This window comes from Desulfovibrio piger, from assembly GCF_900116045.1.
Lineage (GTDB): Bacteria > Desulfobacterota > Desulfovibrionia > Desulfovibrionales > Desulfovibrionaceae > Desulfovibrio > Desulfovibrio piger_A.
Window position 1 is genome coordinate 2,745,049 of sequence record NZ_LT630450.1, and the last position, 22,452, is coordinate 2,767,500.

Here is a 22,452-nt window from a genome sequence, read left to right on the forward strand (position 1 = left end):
GCCCTTGAACGGATGACCATAACAAAAAAGCGGAGGGCAAACTGCCTTTCGCGTTTTATGTCATGGGCGACAGCTTTCTTTGCCAGAGAGCCGTGTTTAGTGGGGCCGTTTTGCCGGGGGACCGGCAGTGGGGACTGTCCGGCGTTATACCGGGGAGTCCATCCTCCTGCATAAAGCGCGTTGGGAGGAGGATGGGGGTTTGGGGGAAGGAGGGACCTTTGCGCGCGAGCCGGCGACCGAAGGCGGCCGCAGGCCGTGCCCGTTGCGACGACGGGAGCTACGGGCATCGACAGCAGGGCAAGGTCCCTCCTTCCCCCAAAAAAACTGCTTACATATGGAAGAAGCGCAGGGGGGGCACACCGGGGATCATGCGGGCATCGGCCAGCTTGCGGTAGAAGAGGGTGAGGCCCTGCAGTTCGCGTTCGCCCAGGCTGAAGGTCAGGCCTTCGTTGTAATAGACGGTCAGTTCCTCGCGCGACAGGGGGCAGCCGTGGCCGGTGAGGTCGAGGATGACATCCATGTGGGAAAGGCCCCAGTCCCGGCCCTGGCGCATGAGCGCGCCGGGATCGCTGTGGAAGAGCTTTTTCTGCACGGCGTCGTGGCTGACCACCCAGACGCCGAAGATGAAGGGCAGGCCGGTCCATTCCACCCAGGCATCGGCCAGGTCGAGGCGGTAGGGATAGTCGGGATGGTTGCGCAGGCGCAGGGCCTCGTCCCCGATGGCCAGGAAGGCCTCGGGGGCCCTTTCCGTGCCCAGGGTGGGCGTGACGGCGCCGGTGACGTAGCGCACGTCGCAGTGGTAGTGGTCCTTCATGAGCAGGCGCAGCAGGGCCACGGAGGTATGGGTCTCGCCGCTGATGAGGATGGTCTGGCCGTCCAGCCGCTCCACGGGGCGGCGGGACATGAGCAGCACGCTCATCACATTGCCGTGGGAGCCGATGGAAAGATCCTCCACCAGATGGTAGCGCTCGGGGCGCATGGCATATTCGAAACAGGAATTGGAGGAGATGTGCAGCTCGCCCCGGGCCATCATGTTGTTGAGGACGGCGGGCGGCCCGGAGATGATCTCGAAATCGTGGGGGATGATGCCCGCTTCCAGAGGATGATAGATGGGCAGGACATTGAGGTAGCCGATACGGCCCATACGCAGGGTATCAGCGGGCAGACCGGGTTCACTGGACATGGCGTTCCTCCTGGCCGCGGCGCGGCCGTTTCTGGGTGGGCTGTCCGGGGGCAGCGGGGCGGGGAGGCGGCCGTGCGGGCGCATCCCCGGATGCTGCATAACAGGCCCACGACAAAAAGGAAAGGGCGGGAGCGGCGTTTTGACGTCCTTCCGCCTTCCTGTATATGATGGGAAAAAGCAGGTGAGTCATGTTCAGATGTTTTTTTCTTGTATTGCTGGCAGGGGCGCTGCTGGGAGGGGCCCCGGTCATGGCCGCCGCACTGGAGACCGAGAATGCGGGCACTGTCGTGCGCGAGCCTGTCCTGACAGGGGAACAGGCCCAGAGCATGGTCGAGGTGGTCATGCACGAGGCCCGGGAAAGCGGAAAGGCCGTCACCGTGACCGTGGTGGACCGTTCCGGGCAGATACTGGCGGTGCTGCGTGACCATGAGGCCGGTGTGCACACCATCAGCGCCAGTTACAAAAAGGCCTACACGGCGGCCTCCCAGAAGCGCGAGACGGCCATCCTCGCCCGTGGTGTGCGGGACGGCTCCATCCCGGCGGACATCCGTTACCTCGACCCCAATTTTTCCCTCATGGAAGGCGGCATCCCCATCATCCTTGAGGATGTGGTGGTGGGCGGTATCGGCGTCGGCGGCGCCCACGGCAGCGAGGACAGCCGTCTGGCCCGTATCGGCCTGCTGGTGCTGCAGCACTGAGCCCGCGAGCGCCGGCCGGGCGGGGAGGCAGGCAACTGTCCTGTGCCGTCCGCGCGGATGGGGCGGGGCCCGGCGGGCAGGCGGGGTGTGCGCCCGCCAGGGAAGACAAAAAATATCTAAATAGTAATAATTACTATTTACAAAAATTGCCGGTCATGGCATTTCTTGTCTGGCGATACCTCCTGGGGGGAGGCTGTCACTGCACCACCCCGGTGCGCAAACCAGGGAGAAAGCACATGACTGACAAAAACGACCGCCTGACCACCAGTGCCGGTGCGCCGGTAGCCGACAACAATCATGCCCTGACTGCCGGTCCGCGCGGGCCCATGCTGATGCAGGATGTCTGGTTCCAGGAAAAACTGGCCCATTTCGACCGTGAGGTCATCCCGGAGCGGCGCATGCATGCCAAGGGCTCCGGCGCTTACGGGACGTTCACGGTGACGCATGATGTCACCCCGTATACCAGGGCCTCGCTTTTTGCCGAGGTCGGCAAGCAGACCGAGGTCTTCGTCCGCTTTTCCACCGTGGCCGGTGAACGCGGCGCGGCGGACGCGGAGCGCGACATCCGCGGTTTTGCCGTCAAATTCTACACGGACCAGGGCAACTGGGACATGGTGGGCAACAACACGCCGGTCTTTTTCCTGCGTGATCCGCTCAAGTTCCCCGACCTGAACCATGTGGTCAAGCGCAACCCGCGCACCAACATGCACAGCGCCACGGACAACTGGGACTTCTGGACCCTGCTGCCCGAGGCCCTGCACCAGATCACCGTGGTCATGAGCGATCGCGGCATCCCGGCCTCGTACCGGCACATGCACGGTTTCGGCAGCCACACCTACAGCCTCATCAATGCGGAGAACAGGCGCTTCTGGGTCAAGTTCCATTTCAGGACCCAGCAGGGCATCAGGAACCTCACCGATGCCGAGGCGCAGGAGCTCATCGGCCGTGACCGGGACAGCCACCAGCGCGATCTGTACGAGCATATCGAAAAGGGCGACTTCCCCCGCTGGACCCTGTACTTCCAGATCATGCCCGAGGAAGACGCCGAAAAGCTGCCCTATCATCCCTTCGACCTGACCAAGGTCTGGTACCACAAGGACTATCCCCTCATGGAAGTGGGCGTGCTGGAACTGAACCGCAATCCCGAGAACTACTTCGCCGAGGTGGAGCAGGCGGCCTTCAATCCCGCCAACCTGGTGCCCGGCATCGGCGTCTCGCCCGACAAGATGCTGCAGGGCCGTCTGTTCTCCTACGGGGATGCCCAGCGCTACCGCCTGGGGGTCAACCACACCATGATCCCGGTGAACCGTCCCCGCTGTCCCTATCACAGCTTCCACCGGGACGGCGCCATGCGGGTGGACGGCAACTACGGCGGCCATACCAGCTACGAGCCCAACAGCACGGGCGCCTGGCAGGAACAGCCCGATTTCAGCGAACCGCCCCTGAAGATCAGCGGCGACGCGGCCCGCTGGGACTATCCCTGCGATGACGCCGACTACTTCGAGCAGCCCGGCAAGCTGTTCCGCGTGATGACGCCGGAACAGCAGGAAGAGCTGTTCGGCAATACGGCCCGTGCCCTGGGCGATGCGCCCCGCGAGATCAAGCTGCGCCATATCCGCCATTGCGCCAAGGCCGATCCCGCCTACGGTGCGGGCGTGGCCCGGGCCTGCGGCATCCCGGAAAGCGAGATCTGAAAAAAGATTGCGGGACAGGGGGGGCGTTGCCCCGCTGCCGGTGCCCGGGGTCTCCCGTGCAGCGACGGCCCCTCCTCTTCGTCGTGACGGGTGCGGCCTGAGGGCCGGTATCCGGTGGCTCCCGGCGGGCCGATGGCCCTCCCTGTCCTCCTTTTCCAGAAACAGGCCCATGCAAGGATGTCTTCCGCTGAAAGCGGCGCATGTCCTTGCAGACGGCCCGGAAGGATCCCTTCCCCGTGCCCCCGGCAGCGTCGCGTCGTTGCAGGCGTGGAAGACCCGCCGTACGCGGCGGACCTTCCGCTGACGCGATGCTGCCATCAAAAAAGCGGACATGACCATCAGGGTCATGTCCGCTTTTCTGTCTTTTTCCGTCTGCGGGGATCTCCCGGCACCTGCGGGATATGCCTGCGCCCGTCGCGCCGGTGGACCGGCAGGATAGGCCGCGTTTTTTCCCGTTTCCCATGCCGGACACGATGCCCGGGCCTGCTGCATGAGACAGGCCCGGGCAAAGTTTTTTGGCGTGGAGGGGGAGCGCGAGGGGGAGGCCGCACCTTTTGTTCACAAAAGGGGGGCCGCCTCCTCGTCTCGTCCCTTTATGGTCAGCTAGTCTTCGGGCTGCGGGTCCACGGGGGTGTAGTTCATGGTGCGCTGCACGGGGGTGAAGCCGGCGGCACGGATGATCTTGTGGATCTCGTGACGGGTCAGGTGGTAGGACACGCCGGCGGCGGCCACCACGTTCTCCTCGATCATGAGCGAGCCGAAGTCGTTGGCACCGTAGAAAAGGGCCAGCTGGGCCACTTCGGGGCCCATGGTCACCCAGGAGGACTGGATGTTGGCGATATTGTCCAGCACCAGGCGCGACACGGCCAGCAGGCGCAGATAGGCGGGTGCGGGCAGGGAGGCCGTCACGTTGATGCGGGTATGGGCAGGCTGGAAGGTCCAGGGGATGAAGGCCGTGAAGCCGTGGGTCCTGTCCTGCACCTCGCGCACGGCGAAGAGGTGGTCCAGACGGTGGCGGGGCTCTTCCTCATGGCCGAACATCATGGTGGCGGTGGTGCGCATGCCCTGTTTGTGGGCGCGTTCCATGACGTAGAGCCACTGGTCGGCGCTGCACTTGTTGGGCGAGACCCGGGCGCGGACCTCGTTCTGGAGGATCTCGGCGCCGCCGCCGGGGATGGAGTCCAGACCGGCGGCCCTGAGGCGGGAGATGACCTCGTCCACGCTCAGGCCGAACTTCTGCGACCAGAAGAAGATCTCCGGCGGGGAGAAGGCATGGATGTGCAGGCCGGGCCAGGTGGCACGCATCCAGCGCAGCAGGTCTTCGTACCATTCCAGGGGCAGGTCGGGATGGTGCCCGCCCTGCAGCAGGATCTGGGTGCCGCCCAGGCGCAGGGTCTCGTCGATCTTCCGGGCCATCTCCTCGCGGGTGATGACGTAGCCTTCGCCGGATTCGGGCGCGCGGAAGAAGGCGCAGAAGCGGCAGGCGCAGACGCAGACGTTGGAATAGTTGATGTTGCGGTCGCCCACATAGGTGACGATGGGCTCGGGATGCAGGCGCAGGCGCATGGCGTGGGCCAGCCGGGCCAGCGTGTGCAGGGAGGCGCCGTAATACAGGGCTTCGGCGGCGGCGCGGTCCAGGCGCTTCCCGGCCAGGGAAAGGGCCGCGGCCTCCTTCACTTCGGGGCTTTCATCAAAGGCGCTGTGCGCCGGACGGAACTGCTGGTCGCTCATGCGCGGGCCTCCTCGGTCGGGACGGTATGGAAGATGGCGTTGCGCCGCACGGGCGTGAAGCCCGCTTCACGGATCATGAATTCCAGCTCCTTGAGGGTCAGGCCCTGGGCGGAACCGGCACCGGCCATATGGCCGATGTGCTCTTCCACCACGGTGCCGTCCAGGTCGTCGGCGCCGTACCAGAGGGCCGTCTGGGCCAGCTTGGTGCCCATCATGATCCAGTAGGCCTTGATGTGGGGGATGTTGTCCAGCATCAGGCGCGAGACGGCCACGGTGCGCAGCTGGTCGAGACCGCGCACGGGGCCGAGCTTTTCCTCAGGCAGCTTGAGCCTGCTGTTCTCGGTCAGGAAGGGCAGGGGGATGAAGCAGGTGAACCCGCCGCTTTTGTCCTGCTGTTCGCGCAGGCGGCAGAGATGGTCCACGCGCATGGCACAGGTCTCCAGATGGCCGTAGAGCATGGTGCAGTTGGTCTTGATGCCCAGGCTGTGGGCCTCGCCGGAGATGCGCAGCCACTCGGCGGAACCGGCCTTGTGGGGGCAGATACGGGCGCGCAGGTCTTCGTCGAAGATCTCGGCGCCGCCGCCGGGCATCATGACCAGACCGGCGTCCTTGAGGCGCTGCAGCACTTCGAGGGTGGAACAGCCTTCCATCCTGGCGAAGTGGGCGATCTCCACCGGGGTGAAGGCCTTGATGAGCAGGCCGGGATTGAGTTCGCGCGCGGCACGCAGGGTGTCCAGGAACCACTGGAAAGGACGGGTGGGATGGCAGCCGCCCACGATGTGCAGCTCGTCCAGATGCAGGGGCGTGGCATCAGCGGCGCGCAGGCGCTCCAGCACTTCTTCGGTACTCAGGCAGAAAGCCCCCTGGTCTTCTTCGCTGTCGCGGCGGAAGGCGCAGAACACGCAGCCGTTGACGCAGACATTGGTATAATTTATTTGGCGGTTGACCACATACGAGGTCTTGTCCCCGTGCATGCGGCAACGCGCATGGTGGGCCAGGGCGCCCACGGCGGTGATGTCGGGGCAGGCGAAAAGCGCCATGCCGTCTTCGGCGCTCAGGCGCTGGCCGGCAAGGACCTTGTCCAGAACGTCGGCAAGCCCGAGGCTTGCGTAATAGGAAGCATCCAGCATAATGGGTATCCTCAGATGATGATTGGCCGAAGGCCGGAACAGCGCAATATATGTTCCAGCCTCGCTGCCTGTCAAACTGTTGTGCCGGATCAAACAAAGAGAGGTGTCCCGTGGCGGAGAACATGACGCTGGGCCTTTCGCCCTGTCCCAATGATACCTACATTTTCCATGCGCTGCTGCACCGGCTGGTGCCGTCCCCGGCGCATTTCACGCCGCACATGGCCGATGTGGAGGAACTCAATGCCCTTGCCCGGCAGAAGAAACTGCCGGTGACCAAGCTCTCGCTGGGCGTGGTGCCCTACATCATGGACGATTACGCCATCATGGCCTCGGGCGCCGCCCTGGGCTGGGGCTGCGGCCCGCTGGTGGTGGCCCGCGAAGACCTGCCCGAGGAAAAATGGAAAACGGCCCGCGTGGCCGTGCCGGGCCTCATGACCACGGCCAACCTGCTGCTGACCCTGCACGGCGGCTTCCAGGGCCCGCGTGAGGAGATGCTCTTCAGCGATGTCATGGACGCGGTGCTGGACGGTGAGGCGGACATGGGCGTCATCATCCACGAGGGCCGTTTCACCTATGCCGAGCGCGGCCTGGTGAAGCTGCTGGACCTGGGGCAGTGGTGGGAGGCCACCTATCATGCGCCCCTGCCGCTGGGCGCCATCGCCGTGCGGCGCGACGTGCCCGTGGAGCTGGCCCGCGCCATCGAGGCGGCCATCACAGCCAGCGTGGATTATGCCAATGCCAACCCGCGCGCCTCGGCGGACTTCATCCGCGAACACGCGCAGGAGCTGGCCGAGAGCGTGACCTCGGCCCACATCAGGACCTTCGTCACCGAATACAGCCGTGATCTGGGCGATACGGGCCGTCAGGCCATCGCCCGTCTGGTGGAGACCGCGGCCAGGATGCAGGGCCTGCGCCTGCCCGAGGCGGGGCTCTTCCTGTAGGGCAGGCCGCGTCAGGCCCCATGCCTTGCTGTACCTGTCCGGGCCTCGTGCGGCATGCCGCCGGGGCCTTTTCAGGGCCGCCCCGCAGGGGGCGGCCCTGTTGTTGCCTTTTCCGCGGAACATGATGACCAGGAACAGATTCTTTTCCCTCAGTGAGGCCCGCCGCTTCCTGGCGCTGGGCCTGCCCGTACTGGTGACGCAGATCGCCCAGATGGGCATGAACTTCGTGGACACGGCCATGACCGGCCGGGCCAGTACGGCGGACATGGCCGCCGTGGCCGTCTCGGGCTCCATCTGGGTGCCTGTTTCCCTGCTGGGCATGGGCTGTCTTCTGTCCCTGCCCGCCATGATGGCCCATCTGGTGGGCGGCGGCGAGCAGCGGCGCACCCCGCATCTGCTGCGGCAGGGCCTCTGGCTCTCGGGCCTGCTCTCGCTGGTGCTGATGGGCGTGTTCGCCTTCCTTTCCCTCCATCTGGAGCTGTTCGGCCTGGATGCCGAGCTGGCGCCGCTGGCGGCCGGGTATCTGCGGGCCATGCTCTTCGGCCTGCCGGGCATGATGCTGTTCGTCAATGTGCGCGGCTTCCTGGAAGGCTATGCCCGCACGCGTCCGGCCATGCTGGTGGGCCTGCTGGGGCTGGCGCTCAACGTGCCCTGCAATTATGTGCTCATCTACGGCAAGCTGGGCCTGCCCCGGCTGGGGGCCGTGGGCTGCGGTGTGGCCACGGCCCTGTGCTACTGGTTCATGGGCCTGACCCTGGCCCTGTATGCCCGGCGCGAGGCGCGCTGCCGCAGGCTGGGGCCGCTGTTCCTGCCCCTGCTGCTGCCGCGTGCGGCCGGGGAGGGCGGCGGTGCCCGGCGGGTTGACTGGCCGCTGGTCCGGCGCATCTTCCGCATCGGCCTGCCCGGCGCGCTGGCCGCCTGCTTCGAGGCTTCGCTGTTCGCGGTCACGGCCCTGCTGCTGGCGCCGTTGGGCAAGGTGGTGGTGGCCGGGCACCAGATCGCCATGAACTTTTCCAGCATCGTCTACATGCTGCCCCTGTCGCTGAACATCACCGTGGCCATCCGGGTGGGGCAGAACCTGGGGGCCGGCCGTCTGGAACGGGCCCGCCTTTCGGCCCGCACGGCCCTGTGCCTGGGGCTGGGCCTGGCCCTGCTGACCATGACGGCCACCCTGTGCCTGCGGCCGCAGATCGCCCGGATCTACAACGCGGACCCCGCCGTGCTGGAGCTGGCCGTGCTCCTGCTGGCCTTCGCCGCCGTCAACCAGATACCGGAATCGTTGCAGACGGTGAGCATCGGTGTGCTGCGCGCCTACAACGATACCCGCTACATCCTGGGCGTCTGCCTGTTCTCCTACTGGATCGTGGGGCTGGGCACGGGCTGGGCCCTGGCCCGTACGGACTGGCTGGTGCCCGCCCTGGGCGCCCCCGGCTTCTGGACGGGCTACGGCCTGGCCCTGTGGGTGAGCTTCGTCCTGTACCGTTTGCGCACGGGCCGTCTGCACCGTCTGGATGCGGCGGCCGTGCGGCAGCGCATCCGCCGCTGACCGGAGGCCCCGGGCGGCCTTTGCCGGATGCGCGCGGGGAAGGGGAGGCATGGCAGGGCCTCCCTTTTTGCGTGGCTGAAGGCCCCATCTTCACGGACATGCCTGCCGTGACGGATGACGTTTTGTCCCTGCAGGGCAGGGGCGTTGCGGACAGTCGGCGGAGGGGCCCCGCCGCTTGTCCGGGAACGTCTTTCCCCGATAGGGCGCGGGCTTGTCATTCAGGGGGGGAGCAGGTATAGGAGGAGCGCGGACCGTACCCTGCCACGGCTGTGCCGGCAGGCTGCCCCGCCTGCCTCCGGCCCGGCATGAGGGCTTGTCTTGTCACCGGATCGTTCCGGCTGCGGATGGGAGACCATGCAGAACCCGTTCTTTTCGTTGTCCGAGGCCCGGCGCTTTGTGGCTCTGGGCCTCCCTGTATTTGTGGCCCAGATGTCCCAGATGGGCATGAACTTCGTGGACACGGCCATGACCGGTCAGGCCAGCACGGCGGACATGGCCGCCGTGGCCGTGGCCGGTTCCATCTGGAACCCCCTTTCCCTGCTGGGCATCGGCTGCCTGCTTTCCCTGCCGGCCATGAGTGCCCATCTGGTGGGCGGCGGACAGCGCCCGCGCACCCCGCACCTGCTGCGGCAGGGCATCTGGCTCACCCTGGGCATCAGCGCCATCCTGATGACCGTCTTTTACGTCATCTCCTGGCATTTGCAGTCCTTCGGGCTGGACGAGGAGCTCTCCCGCCTGGGCGGCGGCTACCTGCGCGCCATGCTCTGGGGCCTGCCGGGCTTCATGCTGTTCGTCAACGTGCGCAGCTTCCTGGAAGGCTATGCCCGCACGCGCCCGGCCATGATCATCGGCATCCTGGGCCTGGCGCTCAACGTGCCCTGCAACTATGTGCTCATCTACGGCAAGCTGGGCCTGCCCCGGCTGGGGGCCGTGGGCTGCGGCGTGGCCACGGCCCTGTGTTACTGGTTCATGGCCGTCTGCATGATCTATTATGTGCGCCGGGATGCCCAGTACCGGGACCTGCATCCCCTGTTCCTGCCCCTGCTGCTGCCGCGCACGGCCCGGTCCTGCGGCTGTGAGGCCCGCGCCCGGGACGATGCCAGCCCCCTGGCCGCCCCCTACACCCCGGAACCGGTGCCCTGCCGCTTCGACGTCCCGCTGATCTGGCGCATCCTGCGCATCGGCCTGCCCGGCGCGCTGGCCGTGTTCTTCGAGGTCTCGCTGTTCGCGGTCACGGCCCTGCTGCTGGCGCCGCTGGGCAAGGTGGTGGTGGCCGGGCACCAGATCGCCATGAACTTTGCCGGGCTGGTCTTCATGCTGCCCCTGTCGCTGAACATCACGGCGGCCATCCGGGTGGGGCAGAGCGTGGGGGCCGGGCGGCTGGGGCGGGCGCGCCTTTCGGCCCGCACGGCCCTGTGCATGGGGGCCGCCTCGTCGCTGGTCATCGCCGCCTGCACGGCCCTGTTCCGCGAGCAGATCGTGCACATCTACAACGATGACCCCGCCGTGACCGCCCTGGCCACGGGCCTGCTGCTGCTCGGCTCCTGCTATCAGCTGGTGGACGCCCTGCAGACCATCAGCATCGGCATCCTGCGTGCCTACAATGATACAAGGACCATCTCCCTGGTCTGCTTCGCCTCTTACTGGGTCATCGGCCTGCCCCTGGGCTTCACGCTGGCCCGCACGGATCTGGTGGTCCCGGCCCTGGGTGCCGCGGGCTTCTGGATAGCCTATATCGCGGCCCTGGGCTTCGGCGCCCTGTGTTATCTGGCACGCGTGCATCATCTGCACGGTCTGGATGCCGGAGCGGTACGGCGGCGTATCCAGCGCTGATGCGGGGCAGGCGCGGACGGTGCGGATGCCCGGGGCCGCTGTTTTTGGGGGGCCGCTGCGGCCCGGGGCGTGCCGGGACGGGCACAAGAAAAATAATTGAAATTTGAATTTTAATTCGTTAATGTTTCCCGGGCATGGCAGGAAGTATTCTTGATTTTGATGGTAGAACTTCAGCACTATGAGGCGGCGATGGGCAGTCTTTCCCACGGGGGGCACGAGCGCGGCAAGCGTGGTGACGGGGATCTGACCCGGTCCCGGATACTGGAAGCGGCGGGACAGCTGGCGGCCGAGTGCGGCTATGCCAACATGACCAGCAAACAGGTCTGTGAAAGGGCGCATGTGAACATGGCGGCGGTCAACTATCATTTTGGCAGTCGTGAGGGCCTGTACGCGGCCGTGCTGGCCGAGGCCCATGACCGCCTGTTCACCCTGGAGCACCTGCGCCAGATGCTGGCGGAGGGGACGGCGCGCGAGAAACTGTCGCGCACGCTGGACGAGCTGCTGGCCCATCTGCACGGGCCGCGCAGCTGGCATGTGCGGGTGCTGGCACGGGAATTTTTTTCGCCGGCGGGCTTTCTGGATCCTTTCCTGCAGGAAAAGGTCCATCCCAAGGCGCGGCTGCTGCGCGGCCTGTTGAGCGAGATCACCGGCATCCCGCAGGAGGCGTCCCAGCTGGACTGCTGCATCGCCAGCACCATGGGGACCTGCATGATGCTCATCATGCTTGATCCGGGCTTTGCCAACAGTCTTTTCCCGAACCTGGCGGAAAGGAACGCGGCCCTTGACCAGATGATCAAGGACTTCATCTTCGCCGGGCTGGACGACGCCGCGGCCAAGTGGCGCGCCCGGCCGGCAGCAGATGCCGCCCGGGACTGAATCCGACGACATACGACATACGAGATCTATCCGGCTGAAGCGGGGGAATCAGGTAATGGAAGAAGCTTTGTATCTCGGGCTCGACGCAGGCTCCACCACGGTCAAGCTGGCTCTGGTGGATGCGCGGGGCACGCTGCTGGAAGCCCGTTATGAACGTCATGGCGCGGCGGTGCGCGCGACCTTGCGCACCCTGCTGGAAGACCTGGCCGAACGGCGGCCCGGTCTGGTGGTGCGCCCGGCCATGACGGGTTCCGCGGCCCTGCGGCTGGCGCAGGCCCTGGAGCTGCCCTTCGTGCAGGAGGTGCTGGCCACGTCGCGGGCCATCGCCGTCCTGGCACCGCAGACCGACGTGGCCGTGGAGCTGGGCGGCGAGGACGCCAAGATCCTTTATTTTTCTGACGGTTCGGACAATCTGCGCATGAACGAGGCCTGTGCCGGCGGTACCGGGGCCTTCATCGACCAGATGGCCAGTCTGCTGGATACCGATGCGGCCGGTCTCGATGCCCTGGCCGCGCGCCACACCACCATCTATCCCATCGCGTCCCGCTGCGGCGTCTTCGCCAAGACCGACGTGGTGCCCCTGCTCAACGAGGGCGCGCCCCGCGAGGATCTGGCGGCCTCCATCTTCCAAGCCGTGGTGGAACAGACCATCGGCGGCCTGGCCTGCGGCCATCCCATCCGCGGCAAGGTCGCCTTTCTGGGCGGGCCCCTGCACTTCCTGCCCCAGCTCAAGGCCCGTTTCGTGGAGACCCTGCACATGGCCCCCGAAGACGTGGTGGACGTGCCCGATGCCCAGTATGTGGTGGCGCGCGGTACGGCCCTGAGCCTGGTGGACATCCCCGGCATGGGGCGGCCCGTGGCTTCCGCGCCCGTGAGCGTGGCCGAACTGGCCGAACGGGCCCGCACCCGCACCTTCGAGGGCGAGATCAGCGCCAGCCTGCCGCCCCTGTTCGATTCCGAAGACGAATATCATGCCTTCCTCGACCGTCACCGCCGGGATGCCGCGCCGCGCGGCCGGCTGGACGAGGCCTCGGGCCCGCTCTATCTGGGCGTGGACCTGGGCTCCACCACGGTCAAGGCCGTGCTGGTGGACATCAACGGCGCGGTGCTGGACACCTGGTACCAGCGCAACCAGGGCGACCCGCTGGCCGGGCTGCTGCCCTATGCGGCCGGTCTGGTGGACCGCCTGCCCGCCGGGGCCTGGATACAGGCCAGCGCGGCCACGGGCTACGGCGCCGATTACGCCCGGGCGGCCCTGGGCTCCGTCATTTCCGAAGTGGAGACCGTGGCCCACCTCAAGGCGGCCTGCCGCCTGGTGCCGGACGCCACCTATGTCATCGACATCGGCGGCCAGGACATGAAATGCCTCAAGGTCCGGCAGGGCTGCATCGCGGGCGTGACCCTCAACGAAGCCTGTTCCGCCGGCTGCGGGGCCTTTCTGGAGACCTTTGCCCAGAGCCTGAACCTGAGCATGGAAGACTTCGTGCAGGCCGCGCTCTTTGCCCGCCATCCCGTGGATCTGGGCTCGCGCTGCACGGTGTTCATGAATTCCAAGGTCAAGCAGGCCCAGAAGGAAGGCGCCTCCATCGGCGACATCGCGGCCGGGCTCTGCTATGCCGTCATCCGCAATGCCCTGTACAAGGTGCTGCGCCTGCGCACGCCCGACGAGCTGGGCGAACGCGTGCTGGTGCAGGGCGGCTCCTTCATGAACGATGCCCTGTTGCGCGTCATGGAAAACCTGCTGCAACGCGAGGTCAGCCGCCCCGACATCGCCGGGCTCATGGGCGCGTACGGCGCGGCCCTGCTGGCCCTGCGCTGCTGCGCCGGGCAGGAGGAGCGCACGCCCCTGAGTTCCGCCGGGCTGCGCTCGCTGGAGATCACGACCAGATCCGTGCGCTGCCGTGGCTGCGGCAACCATTGCCTGCTCAAGGTGCACCGCTTCTCCAACGGGCACCGCTTCGTGTCCGGCAACCGCTGCGAACGCGGCGGCATGGGCCAGGCGCAGGACGATGTCCCGGTCATGCCCAATATCTACGCCTGGAAGGCCCGGCGCCTGTTCCGCTACCGGCCGCTGGAGCCGGAGCAGGCCCCCCGCGGCCGCATGGGCATCCCCCGTGTGCTCAACATCTATGAGCACTATCCCTTCTGGTTCACCTTTTTCACCCGGCTGGGCTACAGGGTGGAGCTTTCTCCGGCATCGGGCAAGGAACTGTACGACCTGGGCCTTTCGTCCATGCCGTCCCAGACGGTCTGCTATCCCGCCAAGCTGGCTCACGGCCATGTGACGGCCCTGCTGCGCCAGGGCGTGCGGGAGATCTTCTTCCCCTGCCTGCCGCGTGAAGGGCAGGATACCTCGGTGCGGGGCTACAACTGTCCCGTGGTCTCCGGCTATCCCGAGGTCATCCGCCTGAACACCGACGAGGTGCGGGAGCTGGGCGCCCATTTGTATACGCCCTTCGTCTCGCTGGAACATCTGGATACCTTGGTGGACCGCCTGCACGAGGTGCTGGGCCTGCCCAAGCTGGAACTGTGGGAGGCGGCCCATGCCGCCCGCGCCGAGCAGGAGGCCTACCGCGCCGAACTGCGGGCCGAGGGCGAGCGCATCCTGGCCCAGGTGGAGCGTGACAAGGGGCTGGGCATCGTGCTTTGCGGCCGTCCCTACCATGCGGACCCGGCCGTGCATCACGGCCTGCCGGACTACATCGCCTCGCTGGGCGCGGCCGTGCTCAGCGAGGACAGCGTGGCCCATCTGGGCGTGCTGCGCGATCCTTTGCGCGTGGTGGACCAGTGGAGCTACCATTCCCGCCTGTACCGGGCCGCGGCCCTGGTCTGCGACCGCCCCCTGCTGGAGCTGGTGCAGCTCACGTCCTTCGGCTGCGGCCTCGATGCCGTGACCAGCGACCAGGTGGCGGAACTGCTGACCCATCACGGCCGTCTGCATACGCTCATCAAGATAGACGAGGGCGCGTCGCTGGGGGCGGCCCGCATCCGTATCCGTTCGCTGCTGGCCGCTGTGCGGGAACGCCGCGAGAGCAGGGCGCCGGAGTTCCGCTGTTCCCCGCGCCCGGAAAGCCCGTATTTCACCGCAGCCATGCGCGAGACCCACACCATCGTGGCCCCGCAGATGGCACCGCTGCACTTCTCCATCATGGAGGCGGCGGTCAACAGCGCGGGCTACCGCCTGCAGGTGCTGCCCGTGGTCAGCCGCCGGGCCATCGAGCTGGGCCTGAACTACGTCCATAACGATGCCTGCTATCCGGCCATCGTGGTCATCGGCCAGATGCTGGACGCGCTGTTCAACGGCCGGTGCGACCCGCAGCGCACGGCCCTGATGCTGGCCCAGACCTGCGGCCCCTGCCGCGCCAGCAATTATCCGGCCCTGCTGCGCAAGGCCCTGCAGGAGGCGGGCTTCCCGCAGGTGCCCATCCTGACCCTGAGCAGCGGCTCCCTCAACAAGCAGCCGGGCTTCAGGATGTCGGGCAGCATGCTGCACCGCATGATCCTGAGCTGCCTGTACGGCGACATGCTGCAGCGCGTCTCCATGTCCTGCCGGGCCAACGAGCTGCACAAGGGCGATACCGACGCCCTGCTGGAACGCTGGACGCAGCGCGCCCGCGAGGTTGTGGGCAGGGGCGATACCCGCGCCTTCCGCAAGGACATGCGCCGCATCGTGGAGGACTTCACCAAGATCCCGCGTGACGGCGTGGTGCGGCCCAAGGTGGGCATCGTGGGCGAGATCCTGCTCAAGTACCACCCCGATGCCAACAACCATGTGGCCCGGCACATCATGGACGAAGGCGGCGAGCCCGTGCTCACCGACATCATGGACTTTTTCCTCTACTGCTTCATGGATCCCATGTACCGCTGGCAGCGGCTGGGCGGACGCATCCTGCCCGCGCTGGGCAGCTGGCTGTTCATCGTGCGGGTGGAGATGCTGCGCTCCTCCATGCGCAAGGCTCTGGAAGGCAGCATCTTCATGCCCGTGTCCCGCATCCGGCACCTGTCGCACAGCGTCAAGGGCATCATCTCGCGCGGCAACCAGGCCGGTGAGGGCTGGCTGCTGACCGCCGAGATGCTGGAGCTCATCGACAACGGCGCCACCAACGTGCTCTGCCTGCAACCCTTCGGCTGCCTGCCCAACCACATCACCGGCAAGGGCGTCATGAAGGAACTCAAGCGCCTGCGGCCCGCGGCCAACCTCATGGCCGTGGACTATGACCCCGGCAGCAGCGAGGCCAACCAGCTCAACCGCATCAAGCTCTTCATGTCCATGGCCCACGCCAAGTTGCAGCAGGCCTGATGACAGGGGGCGGAGGCATCCCCTGGACGTGTCCAAAAAAACAGCCCGAAACCGAGACGGTTTGGGCTGTTTTGCATATGTGTGCAGGATGGCGGGCTGATGCCCTCATGCACCGAGAGCTCTGATCTTTTGTAGCAGAGGCCTTTCGGACAGATGCTCGCTACATCTTGTTCCGCGATACGGGCTCCAGGGCCCGCAACAGCTCGCGCAGCCGTTCCGGCCCGGCGGCCTCGCCCAGGTCTTCGGGCACGGCGCCTTTGGCCAGCAGGGCGGCCAGGGTGTCGGCTTCCTTGCGGGCGTCGGCGCTGCGGGCCATGTCGGTGGCGGCATCGGAACCGGCCTGGTGCCGGGTGGCGGGATGGATGCTGCCGGGCTCCTGTTCGCGGGCGGCCTTTTCAAAGACGTCGGCCTTGACGCGGATGGGCACCGAGGCGCGCAGGGCCAGGGCGATGCCGTCCGAGGGGCGGCAGTCCACGCTGATGAGCCCTGCGGGGCCGCGCAGCAGGAGCACGGCGTAGTAGATGTCGTCCCTGTAATCCACGATGTCCACGCCGGTGAGCGTGCCGTTGAGGGCCCTGGCCACCATGAGCAGCAGGTCGTGGGCCAGGGGGCGGGGCAGTTCCTCGCCGTTGAGCACCAGCGAGATGGTCATGGCCTCCATGGCGCCGATCCAGAGCGGGAGCAGGCCCTTGCCGTCGTTCTGCCGCAGGATGACGATGGGTTTCCGTGTCTGCGGGTCGAGGCTCAGGCCCTCCACGTGCATCTCTACCATGGCTGTCCCGTGGCTTCGGCCACCAGGCTGTGCTTCTTGGCTTCCACGATGCGGGCGCTGACCAGGCGGCCGGTATGGTCGCCGGCGGGCAGGGGCACGTGCACCAGGGCGCCGTAAGCGTCGCGGCCTTGCCAGCTTTGCAGGCTGTCGTCAGTGGTGGCCTCGCGGCGGCTGGCGTTTTCCAGCAGCACTTCGCACTCCTGGCCCACGCGGGCGTCGAGCCAGCGCTGGGAAAGCGCCTCCTGCAGGGCCTGCAGGCGCAGCAGGCGATCCTGCTGCACGTCGGGGGCGATCTTGTCCAGAAAGCGGCTGGCCCGGGTGCCGGGGCGGTCCGAATAGCAGAAGGAGAAGCTGGACATGAAGTCGCTGGCGCGCATCAGCTCCAGCGTGGCGGCGAAATCTTCCTCGGTCTCGCCGGGGAAGCCCACGATGAGGTCCGTGGACAGGGCGATGTCCGGGCGGGCGTCACGCAGGCCGGCCACCAGATCCAGATAGCGGGCGCTGTCGTACTTGCGGCCCATGCGCTTGAGCACGGCGTCGGAACCGGCCTGGAGGGGCAGGTGCAGGCGCGGGCAGAGCTGTGGGATGTCCGCGAAGGCCGCCACGTCTTCGGGGCCCATGTCCTTGGGATGGGGCGTCACGTAGCGCAGGCGCTTCAGGCCGGGCAGGGCGGCCACCTTTTCCAGCAGGGCGGCAAAGCTGACGCCGTCGCCGTGCGCATCACGGCCGAAGGCGTTGACGTTCTGCCCCAGCAGGGTGATCTCGCGCGCGCCGCGGTCCAGCAGGTGCCGGCACTCGTCGAGGATGGCCGGGGTCAGGCGGGACTTCTGGCGGCCGCGGGTGTAGGGCACGATGCAGTAGGCGCAGAAATTGTCGCAGCCCTGCATGATGTTCACGAAGCCCACGGGCGCGGAAGGCGTATCGGCGCCGGGTTCGCGCTCCACATAATGGCTGGTGAAGTCCAGCAGGGAAAGGCGCAGGGCGGGCTCGTCCAGCAGGCGTTCGATGGCCTGGGGCGTGCCGCTGATGCCGTCGCTGCCCGCCACCAGACGCACCTGGCGGCTGAAGAGTTTCTCGCCCAGCTGCTGGGCCACGCAGCCGGTGACGGCCACCAGCACGCGCGGCGAGTTGCCGGTGACCTGCCGGATGCGGCCCAGGGTGCTCATGACTTTCTGTTCGGGCTTTTCGCGCACGGAACAGGTATTGACCACCACCACGCGGGCCTCTTCCAGAGGCGCCTCGCAAAAGCCGCGCGCCTCCAGGGCGCGGGCCAGCCACTGCGAGTCGTGCACGTTCATCTGGCAGCCGAAGGTGATGATGTGGAAGCTGTTGTCGATCATGTCTTCTACTGTTCGGGGCCGGTGATGTTGCGGGGGTAGACGGTCATGCCGCTTTCGTCCATCTCCAGGGCGGCGACGCGGTCTTCCAGCCATTCCAGCACGGCGCGGGCCGTGTTGTAGTTGAGCAGCACGCGGGTATTGATGCGGCGCACCACCTCGCGCACTTCCAGGTTCTCCTCGTCCATCATCTCGGGGCCCAGCGAGCCGTCGGGGGCCACCAGGCATTCGGACCACTGGGGCAGGGAGTCGCTTTCCTCATAGAAATTGAGTTCGATCTCTCCCTGGGGATTGATGCCGCCCCAGACGCCGTGGGCGGTGCTCATGCGCACGCTGTCGTCCATGACGTACTTGTAGCGGATCTTCTTGGGAAGCTCGGGTTGGTTGCTCATGCAGCCTCCTTGAAAAAATATGGGGGATGGTAAAGAAGACGGCCGCAATAGTAAAGCCCGGCGGTCCCGGCGCATGTGAAAGGATGCGCGGGCTTGACGGTCGCTTTTCCTTGGTTACAATAGCAGGGTAAAGAAGGGCTCATCCTGATGCCCGCAAGGAGAGACTGTGAGTGAGATTACCGTTACGGAACACGAGATCCGTCCCTATTTCGATATGGAAGGCTTCATGACCCTGAGCCAGGAATCGCGCCTGGGCGGCGCGACGCTGGAACGGCTGTGCAAGCTGTGGGAAGAGTGGATGCCGCAACTCAGGGTCTGCGAGATCAAGACAGCCAAGATCTCCTATCTGGCCGTCTGGCTGCCTGAAAGCGTGGAGCGGCAGGTGGACGCCGCCTGGGAAAAATCCCCTTCGGACGGCTGGCAGGACAACAACCTGGCCCAGTACATGTGCATGTCCGCCGTGCAGGAAGTGCTGCCCCAGGTGGAGGATGCCGGCTGTGCGCCCGCGCCGCGTCCCACCGAGGCCCTGCGTGAGGCCCTGTCCGGTCTGGGCCTGGAATATCGTGAGGATGCCCCCACCCTGAACCGCCGTTTTGCCCTGGTGACCCATTATCCCTTCAAGGGCGGCTGCGAGATCTGCCATCTGCAGTCCAACTGTCCCAAGGGACAGGGCAAGAGCGAGGCCGCCAGCGTGGTGCTGCCCGGCTATGAGCGGGGCGCCGGCGAATAGGCATGATCCGGTCGCGCCGGGGCCCCGGGGTTCCGGCGCGTCCGGCAGCGACGGCTAGCGGCCTTCCATGACGAGGGTATGGGCCTGGCCGTCGGGCGTGCGGACCACGATCTCCACGGTGCGGCTGTTGCGGGTGACGGAGACCACCAGACAGGTGGTCGTCTCGTCATTGCTGTAGTTGCGCACGTCCACGGTGTCGCCCTTGTTGGGCAGGGCATCGGGGATGATCTCCACCAGGTCGGCGGAATCCGCATCAAAGCCGTCCCAGGCCAGAGCGGGCAGCGGCAGGGCCAGAGAGGCGCACAGGGCGATGACGGCCGGCAGGCGCCGGACACGCTGATTGCGTAAGAGTGTCTTCATGGCTGCATGTGTAAAACCATTTTTGCTTCTTGGCAACAGGAGGCCCCCGGAGGGACGATGAGCATCCTTGCCCTGCATGACGACCACGGCCGCACGGTGCGTTACCTGCGCCTGTCACTGACGGACCGCTGCAACCTGCGCTGTCTGTATTGTCACAGCAATGCCCGGCACCAGTGCATCCCGCACGAGAAGGTGCTGCGCTATGAGGAGATGCTCCGTCTGGTGCGGATCGTGCGCGGCATGGGCGTGGGCAAGGTGCGCCTGACCGGCGGGGAGCCCTTTGCGCGCAAGGGCTGTGATGACTTCCTCCTGCGCTTGCGGCAGCGCTTCGACGATCTGGATATCCGCATCACCACCAACGGCACCCTGCTGGAGGAGCACATCCCCCTGCTGCAACGCATCCGCATCAGCGCCGTGAACCTGTCGCTGGACAGCTTCGACCGCGAGACCTTTGCCCGCGTGACCGGCCGCGACATGCTGCCGGACGTGCTGCGGGCCCTGGACGCCATGCTGGCCGCGGGCATCCGGGTCAAGATCAACGCCGTGGGCCTGCGCGGCATCAACGACGGCCAGATGGCCGATTTCGTCCACGCGGCCATGACCCTGCCCGTGGACGTGCGCTTCATCGAGTTCATGCCCATGGGCAGCGATACCCTGTGGAGCCCCGAGAATTTCTGGCCCGCCGGCGAAATCCGCGCCGCCGTGGAACGGCACGCCCGCCTGATGCCGTTGGGCGATGCCAACGAGGGCCAGCGCGGCCCGGCCCGCATGTTCGCCCTGGAAGGCGGCAAGGGGCGCATGGGCTTCATCACGCCCCTGACCAACCATTTCTGCCTGTCCTGCAACCGCCTGCGCCTGACCAGCGACGGGCATCTGCGCACCTGCCTGTTCGCCGACAGGGAGTATCCGTTGCGGCCCCTGCTGCGGCATCCCAGGATCACGGACGAGCATATCGCCCGGGTCATCGCCCGGGCCTGCAAGAGCAAGCCCGTGGGCGCGGATCTGCTGGCGGCCCGGCAGGGAGGCGCCGTGGCCAGCAGCAAGATGGTCTCCATCGGCGGCTAGGGCAGGGCTTGGTGGCCTGCGGGGTGAGCTGGCAGAGGCAGCAAGCAGGCCTTGCCCTGTATATTGATACAAAATGATACGGGCAGCCTCCTCTTGCGGGGCTGCCGTGTCTGGCGTCCATCCCTGGGGCAGGCGGCGCAGGCCCTGCCGGGCTGCTGCGTGACGTGAGCGCGTCCGGGCATGACATGGCCTTGCGGACGCAGGCTGACATCCTCAGGCGGGAAGAAGCGGCCTGCCCACAAGGAGAGCAGGGGCGCCGGACAGAGGGGCCACAGCATGACGGCTTTTGCGGCTGTTCCCGGAGGCCCCGAGGGCCGGGACATCCCGGCGGACGGGAGGAGGACAGTGCCATGTGGCAGGTCTATGCTTTGCTGGCGGCCGTGTTCGCGGCCCTGACGGCCATTTTTTCCAAACTGGGTGTCCGGGATGTGGATTCCGGGCTGGCCACGGCCATCCGGGTGGGCTTCATCCTGCTCCTCACCTGGGGCATGAGCCTGTATGCCGGTACCTGGCGCGAGGTGCGCCAGATCGGCGGGCATACCTGGCTCTTCCTGTTCCTTTCCGCCGTGGCCACGGGCCTGTCGTGGCTGTGCTACTTCAAGGCCCTGCAGCTGGGGGACGTCTCCAGGGTCGCGCCGCTGGACAAGCTCAGCGTGCCTCTGGCCATGCTGCTGGGGGTGCTCGTCCTGGGCGAGCCCTGTGATCCCAAAACCGTGGCCGGGGGCATCCTGATCACGGCCGGGGCCCTCCTGCTGGTGCTGTGAGGCCCGGCGTCTCCGCATCCCCTTTTCCCGATGACATCAAGGAGCATCCATGATCGCCTATCTTGAAGGCCTGCTGGCCGAGACCTGGGGCACCTCCTGCATCGTGGTCACGCGCGGCGGCGTGGGCTACGAGGTGGACCTGCCCGCCCACACCCTGGCTTCCCTGCCCGGACGCGGGGAGAGCGTGGCCCTGTATACCAGCCTGGTGGTGCGAGAGGATGCCCAGCAGCTGTTCGGCTTTGCCACCTTCGAGGAACGGCAGGTCTTCGAGGTGCTGCTGACCATCTCCAAGGTGGGCGCGCGCACGGCGCTGGCCATCCTTTCCCTGTACCGGCCCGACGACCTGCGCCGCATCGTGCTGGAAGAGGATGTGGATGCCCTCACCCGGGTGAGCGGCATCGGCAAGAAGACGGCCCAGCATGTCTTTCTGGAGCTCAAGTACAAGCTCAAGGTGGAGGACGTGCCGCAGGCGGCGGTGCTGGCGGCCAACGGCCGTCCGGGCTCCGTGTTCCGGGACGTGCTTGATGGTTTGGCCAATCTTGGCTATTCTGAGGACGAATGCGCTCCTGTGGTCAAGAACATCCTGCTGCAGGAGCCCGACCTTGACGTCACCGGCGCCTTGCGGGCGGCGCTCAAGGCGCTGGCGCGCGGTCGTCTGTAGGCCGCCGCCTTCTTTTTCGTATGTTCCCCGCGCGGCCTCCGGCCCGCACGGGGGCGGATCCTTCTGACCGGCAGACATCATGGCACAGAAAACCTCTCCTTCCCCAGCGGCCCGTTTTTTCGGCAATGACGCCTGGGACGCTCCCGCGGAAGCGCGGCCGTCCGTACCCGCGGCCGGTACGGAAGACCCCGGCCTGAGCACCGCCGCGCTGGAAGAGAGCGTGCGGCCCCGCAGCCTGGATGACTTCATCGGCCAGGAAGAGCTGCGTGCCAATCTGCGCGTGTATCTGGGCGCTGCCCGTGAACGCGGCGGCGCGCTGGACCATACGCTCTTTTACGGCAACCCCGGCCTGGGCAAGACGACCCTGGCCCAGATCATGGCCGCCGAACTGGGCGTCAACCTGGTCTGCACCTCGGGCCCGGTGCTGGAGCGCAGCGGC

General features: G+C 66.7%; 19 protein-coding genes (1 of these 19 only partly in view). 12 read left to right on the top strand and 7 right to left on the bottom strand.

All coding sequences use genetic code 11. The features are described 5' to 3' along the window. Positions 1–328: 328 nt before the first annotated feature. Positions 329–1,183, bottom strand: a complete 855-nt coding sequence (locus tag DESPIGER_RS12305; protein ID WP_072337333.1) for a menaquinone biosynthetic enzyme MqnA/MqnD family protein — start codon at positions 1,181–1,183, stop codon at positions 329–331. A 188-nt stretch (positions 1,184–1,371) separates the two neighbouring features. Here DESPIGER_RS12305 and DESPIGER_RS12310 point away from each other — a divergent pair, with 188 nt between their 5' ends. Together DESPIGER_RS12310 and DESPIGER_RS12315 are read left to right on the top strand one after the other, a co-directional pair. Next, positions 1,372–1,881 carry a GlcG/HbpS family heme-binding protein gene (locus DESPIGER_RS12310; RefSeq protein WP_083575407.1) on the top strand — a complete coding sequence of 170 codons (510 nt, stop codon included), beginning with the start codon at positions 1,372–1,374 and terminating at the stop codon, positions 1,879–1,881. Positions 1,882–2,117: 236 nt separating this feature from the next. Further along, positions 2,118–3,575, top strand: a complete 1,458-nt coding sequence (locus DESPIGER_RS12315) for a catalase (RefSeq protein WP_072337335.1) — start codon at positions 2,118–2,120, stop codon at positions 3,573–3,575. A 603-nt stretch (positions 3,576–4,178) separates the two neighbouring features. On the opposite strand, the gene mqnC is transcribed toward DESPIGER_RS12315, so the two are convergent. Both mqnC and mqnE read right to left on the bottom strand, forming a co-directional pair. Then, a complete protein-coding gene (gene mqnC, locus DESPIGER_RS12320; protein ID WP_072337337.1) occupies positions 4,179–5,306 on the bottom strand; it encodes a cyclic dehypoxanthinyl futalosine synthase in 1,128 nt (375 codons plus the stop codon). Further along, the gene (mqnE, locus tag DESPIGER_RS12325) at positions 5,303–6,436 is read right to left on the bottom strand and encodes an aminofutalosine synthase MqnE (RefSeq protein WP_072337339.1); all 1,134 of its coding nucleotides are present in this window, start codon (positions 6,434–6,436) and stop codon (positions 5,303–5,305) included. Before mqnE ends, mqnC begins: the two co-directional genes overlap by 4 nt. 110 nt (positions 6,437–6,546) lie before the next feature. Here mqnE and DESPIGER_RS12330 point away from each other — a divergent pair, with 110 nt between their 5' ends. The 5 genes from DESPIGER_RS12330 to DESPIGER_RS12350 all read left to right on the top strand — a co-directional run bounded on the left by DESPIGER_RS12330 (position 6,547) and on the right by DESPIGER_RS12350 (position 15,932). After that, the gene (locus tag DESPIGER_RS12330) at positions 6,547–7,377 is read left to right on the top strand and encodes a 1,4-dihydroxy-6-naphthoate synthase (RefSeq protein WP_083575408.1); all 831 of its coding nucleotides are present in this window, start codon (positions 6,547–6,549) and stop codon (positions 7,375–7,377) included. A gap of 124 nt (positions 7,378–7,501) precedes the next feature. Then, positions 7,502–8,923, top strand: a complete 1,422-nt coding sequence (locus tag DESPIGER_RS12335) for an MATE family efflux transporter (protein WP_072337341.1) — start codon at positions 7,502–7,504, stop codon at positions 8,921–8,923. 354 nt (positions 8,924–9,277) lie between these two features. Then, positions 9,278–10,756, top strand: a complete 1,479-nt coding sequence (locus tag DESPIGER_RS12340; RefSeq protein WP_072337343.1) for an MATE family efflux transporter — start codon at positions 9,278–9,280, stop codon at positions 10,754–10,756. A gap of 159 nt (positions 10,757–10,915) precedes the next feature. Further along, positions 10,916–11,632: a TetR/AcrR family transcriptional regulator gene (locus DESPIGER_RS12345; RefSeq protein WP_083575409.1), complete on the top strand. Its 717-nt coding sequence runs from the start codon at positions 10,916–10,918 to the stop codon at positions 11,630–11,632. Between the two features lie 55 nt (positions 11,633–11,687). Next, positions 11,688–15,932 (top strand): acyl-CoA dehydratase activase-related protein, encoded by a 4,245-nt coding sequence (locus DESPIGER_RS12350; protein WP_072337347.1) that lies wholly within the window; start codon positions 11,688–11,690, stop codon positions 15,930–15,932. A 160-nt stretch (positions 15,933–16,092) separates the two neighbouring features. Here the strand turns inward: DESPIGER_RS12350 and DESPIGER_RS13440 are convergent, their stop codons facing one another. Genes DESPIGER_RS13440 through DESPIGER_RS12365 form a run of 3 tightly spaced genes read right to left on the bottom strand, consistent with a single transcriptional unit; the run spans position 16,093 to position 18,433 of the window. Then, positions 16,093–16,704 carry a bifunctional nuclease family protein gene (locus tag DESPIGER_RS13440; protein ID WP_072337348.1) on the bottom strand — a complete coding sequence of 204 codons (612 nt, stop codon included), beginning with the start codon at positions 16,702–16,704 and terminating at the stop codon, positions 16,093–16,095. After that, entirely contained in the window at positions 16,698–18,044 is a 1,347-nt protein-coding gene (gene miaB / locus DESPIGER_RS12360) for a tRNA (N6-isopentenyl adenosine(37)-C2)-methylthiotransferase MiaB (RefSeq protein WP_072337350.1), read from the bottom strand. The genes DESPIGER_RS13440 and miaB overlap by 7 nt, the downstream gene beginning before the upstream one ends. Before the next feature lie 5 nt (positions 18,045–18,049). After that, positions 18,050–18,433, bottom strand: coding sequence for a hypothetical protein (locus tag DESPIGER_RS12365; RefSeq protein ID WP_072337352.1), 384 nt, complete (start codon positions 18,431–18,433; stop codon positions 18,050–18,052). 166 nt (positions 18,434–18,599) lie between these two features. On the opposite strand from DESPIGER_RS12365, the gene DESPIGER_RS12370 reads away from it, so the two are divergent. Continuing rightward, positions 18,600–19,163, top strand: coding sequence for a hypothetical protein (locus tag DESPIGER_RS12370; RefSeq protein ID WP_072337354.1), 564 nt, complete (start codon positions 18,600–18,602; stop codon positions 19,161–19,163). A gap of 54 nt (positions 19,164–19,217) precedes the next feature. On the opposite strand, the gene DESPIGER_RS12375 is transcribed toward DESPIGER_RS12370, so the two are convergent. Beyond that, positions 19,218–19,523, bottom strand: coding sequence for a DUF5334 domain-containing protein (locus tag DESPIGER_RS12375; RefSeq protein WP_072337356.1), 306 nt, complete (start codon positions 19,521–19,523; stop codon positions 19,218–19,220). 57 nt (positions 19,524–19,580) lie between these two features. On the opposite strand from DESPIGER_RS12375, the gene moaA reads away from it, so the two are divergent. The 4 genes from moaA to ruvB all read left to right on the top strand — a co-directional run. After that, the gene (moaA, locus tag DESPIGER_RS12380) at positions 19,581–20,588 is read left to right on the top strand and encodes a GTP 3',8-cyclase MoaA (RefSeq protein WP_072337358.1); all 1,008 of its coding nucleotides are present in this window, start codon (positions 19,581–19,583) and stop codon (positions 20,586–20,588) included. A 350-nt stretch (positions 20,589–20,938) separates the two neighbouring features. Beyond that, positions 20,939–21,352 (top strand): EamA family transporter, encoded by a 414-nt coding sequence (locus DESPIGER_RS12385; protein ID WP_072337360.1) that lies wholly within the window; start codon positions 20,939–20,941, stop codon positions 21,350–21,352. Positions 21,353–21,401: 49 nt separating this feature from the next. Next, positions 21,402–22,013, top strand: coding sequence for a Holliday junction branch migration protein RuvA (gene ruvA / locus DESPIGER_RS12390; protein WP_072337362.1), 612 nt, complete (start codon positions 21,402–21,404; stop codon positions 22,011–22,013). A gap of 79 nt (positions 22,014–22,092) precedes the next feature. After that, positions 22,093–22,452: the beginning of a Holliday junction branch migration DNA helicase RuvB gene (ruvB, locus tag DESPIGER_RS12395; RefSeq protein ID WP_231927582.1), read on the top strand. The gene runs 717 nt beyond the window's last position; only the first 360 of its 1,077 coding nucleotides appear in the window; it begins with the start codon at positions 22,093–22,095; the stop codon falls past the right edge of the window.

Coding starts and splice junctions, on each gene's coding strand:
- moaA (WP_072337358.1), top strand. CDS start 19,581: ATGAGCATCCTTGCCCTGCATGACGACCACGGCCGCACGGTGCGTTAC.
- DESPIGER_RS12335 (WP_072337341.1), top strand. CDS start 7,502: ATGACCAGGAACAGATTCTTTTCCCTCAGTGAGGCCCGCCGCTTCCTG.
- miaB (WP_072337350.1), bottom strand. CDS start 18,044: ATGATCGACAACAGCTTCCACATCATCACCTTCGGCTGCCAGATGAAC.
- DESPIGER_RS12365 (WP_072337352.1), bottom strand. CDS start 18,433: ATGAGCAACCAACCCGAGCTTCCCAAGAAGATCCGCTACAAGTACGTC.
- DESPIGER_RS12385 (WP_072337360.1), top strand. CDS start 20,939: ATGTGGCAGGTCTATGCTTTGCTGGCGGCCGTGTTCGCGGCCCTGACG.
- DESPIGER_RS12305 (WP_072337333.1), bottom strand. CDS start 1,183: ATGTCCAGTGAACCCGGTCTGCCCGCTGATACCCTGCGTATGGGCCGT.
- DESPIGER_RS12315 (WP_072337335.1), top strand. CDS start 2,118: ATGACTGACAAAAACGACCGCCTGACCACCAGTGCCGGTGCGCCGGTA.
- DESPIGER_RS12375 (WP_072337356.1), bottom strand. CDS start 19,523: ATGAAGACACTCTTACGCAATCAGCGTGTCCGGCGCCTGCCGGCCGTC.
- mqnE (WP_072337339.1), bottom strand. CDS start 6,436: ATGCTGGATGCTTCCTATTACGCAAGCCTCGGGCTTGCCGACGTTCTG.
- DESPIGER_RS12345 (WP_083575409.1), top strand. CDS start 10,916: ATGGTAGAACTTCAGCACTATGAGGCGGCGATGGGCAGTCTTTCCCAC.
- ruvA (WP_072337362.1), top strand. CDS start 21,402: ATGATCGCCTATCTTGAAGGCCTGCTGGCCGAGACCTGGGGCACCTCC.
- DESPIGER_RS12310 (WP_083575407.1), top strand. CDS start 1,372: ATGTTCAGATGTTTTTTTCTTGTATTGCTGGCAGGGGCGCTGCTGGGA.
- DESPIGER_RS12340 (WP_072337343.1), top strand. CDS start 9,278: ATGCAGAACCCGTTCTTTTCGTTGTCCGAGGCCCGGCGCTTTGTGGCT.
- DESPIGER_RS13440 (WP_072337348.1), bottom strand. CDS start 16,704: ATGGTAGAGATGCACGTGGAGGGCCTGAGCCTCGACCCGCAGACACGG.
- DESPIGER_RS12350 (WP_072337347.1), top strand. CDS start 11,688: ATGGAAGAAGCTTTGTATCTCGGGCTCGACGCAGGCTCCACCACGGTC.
- mqnC (WP_072337337.1), bottom strand. CDS start 5,306: ATGAGCGACCAGCAGTTCCGTCCGGCGCACAGCGCCTTTGATGAAAGC.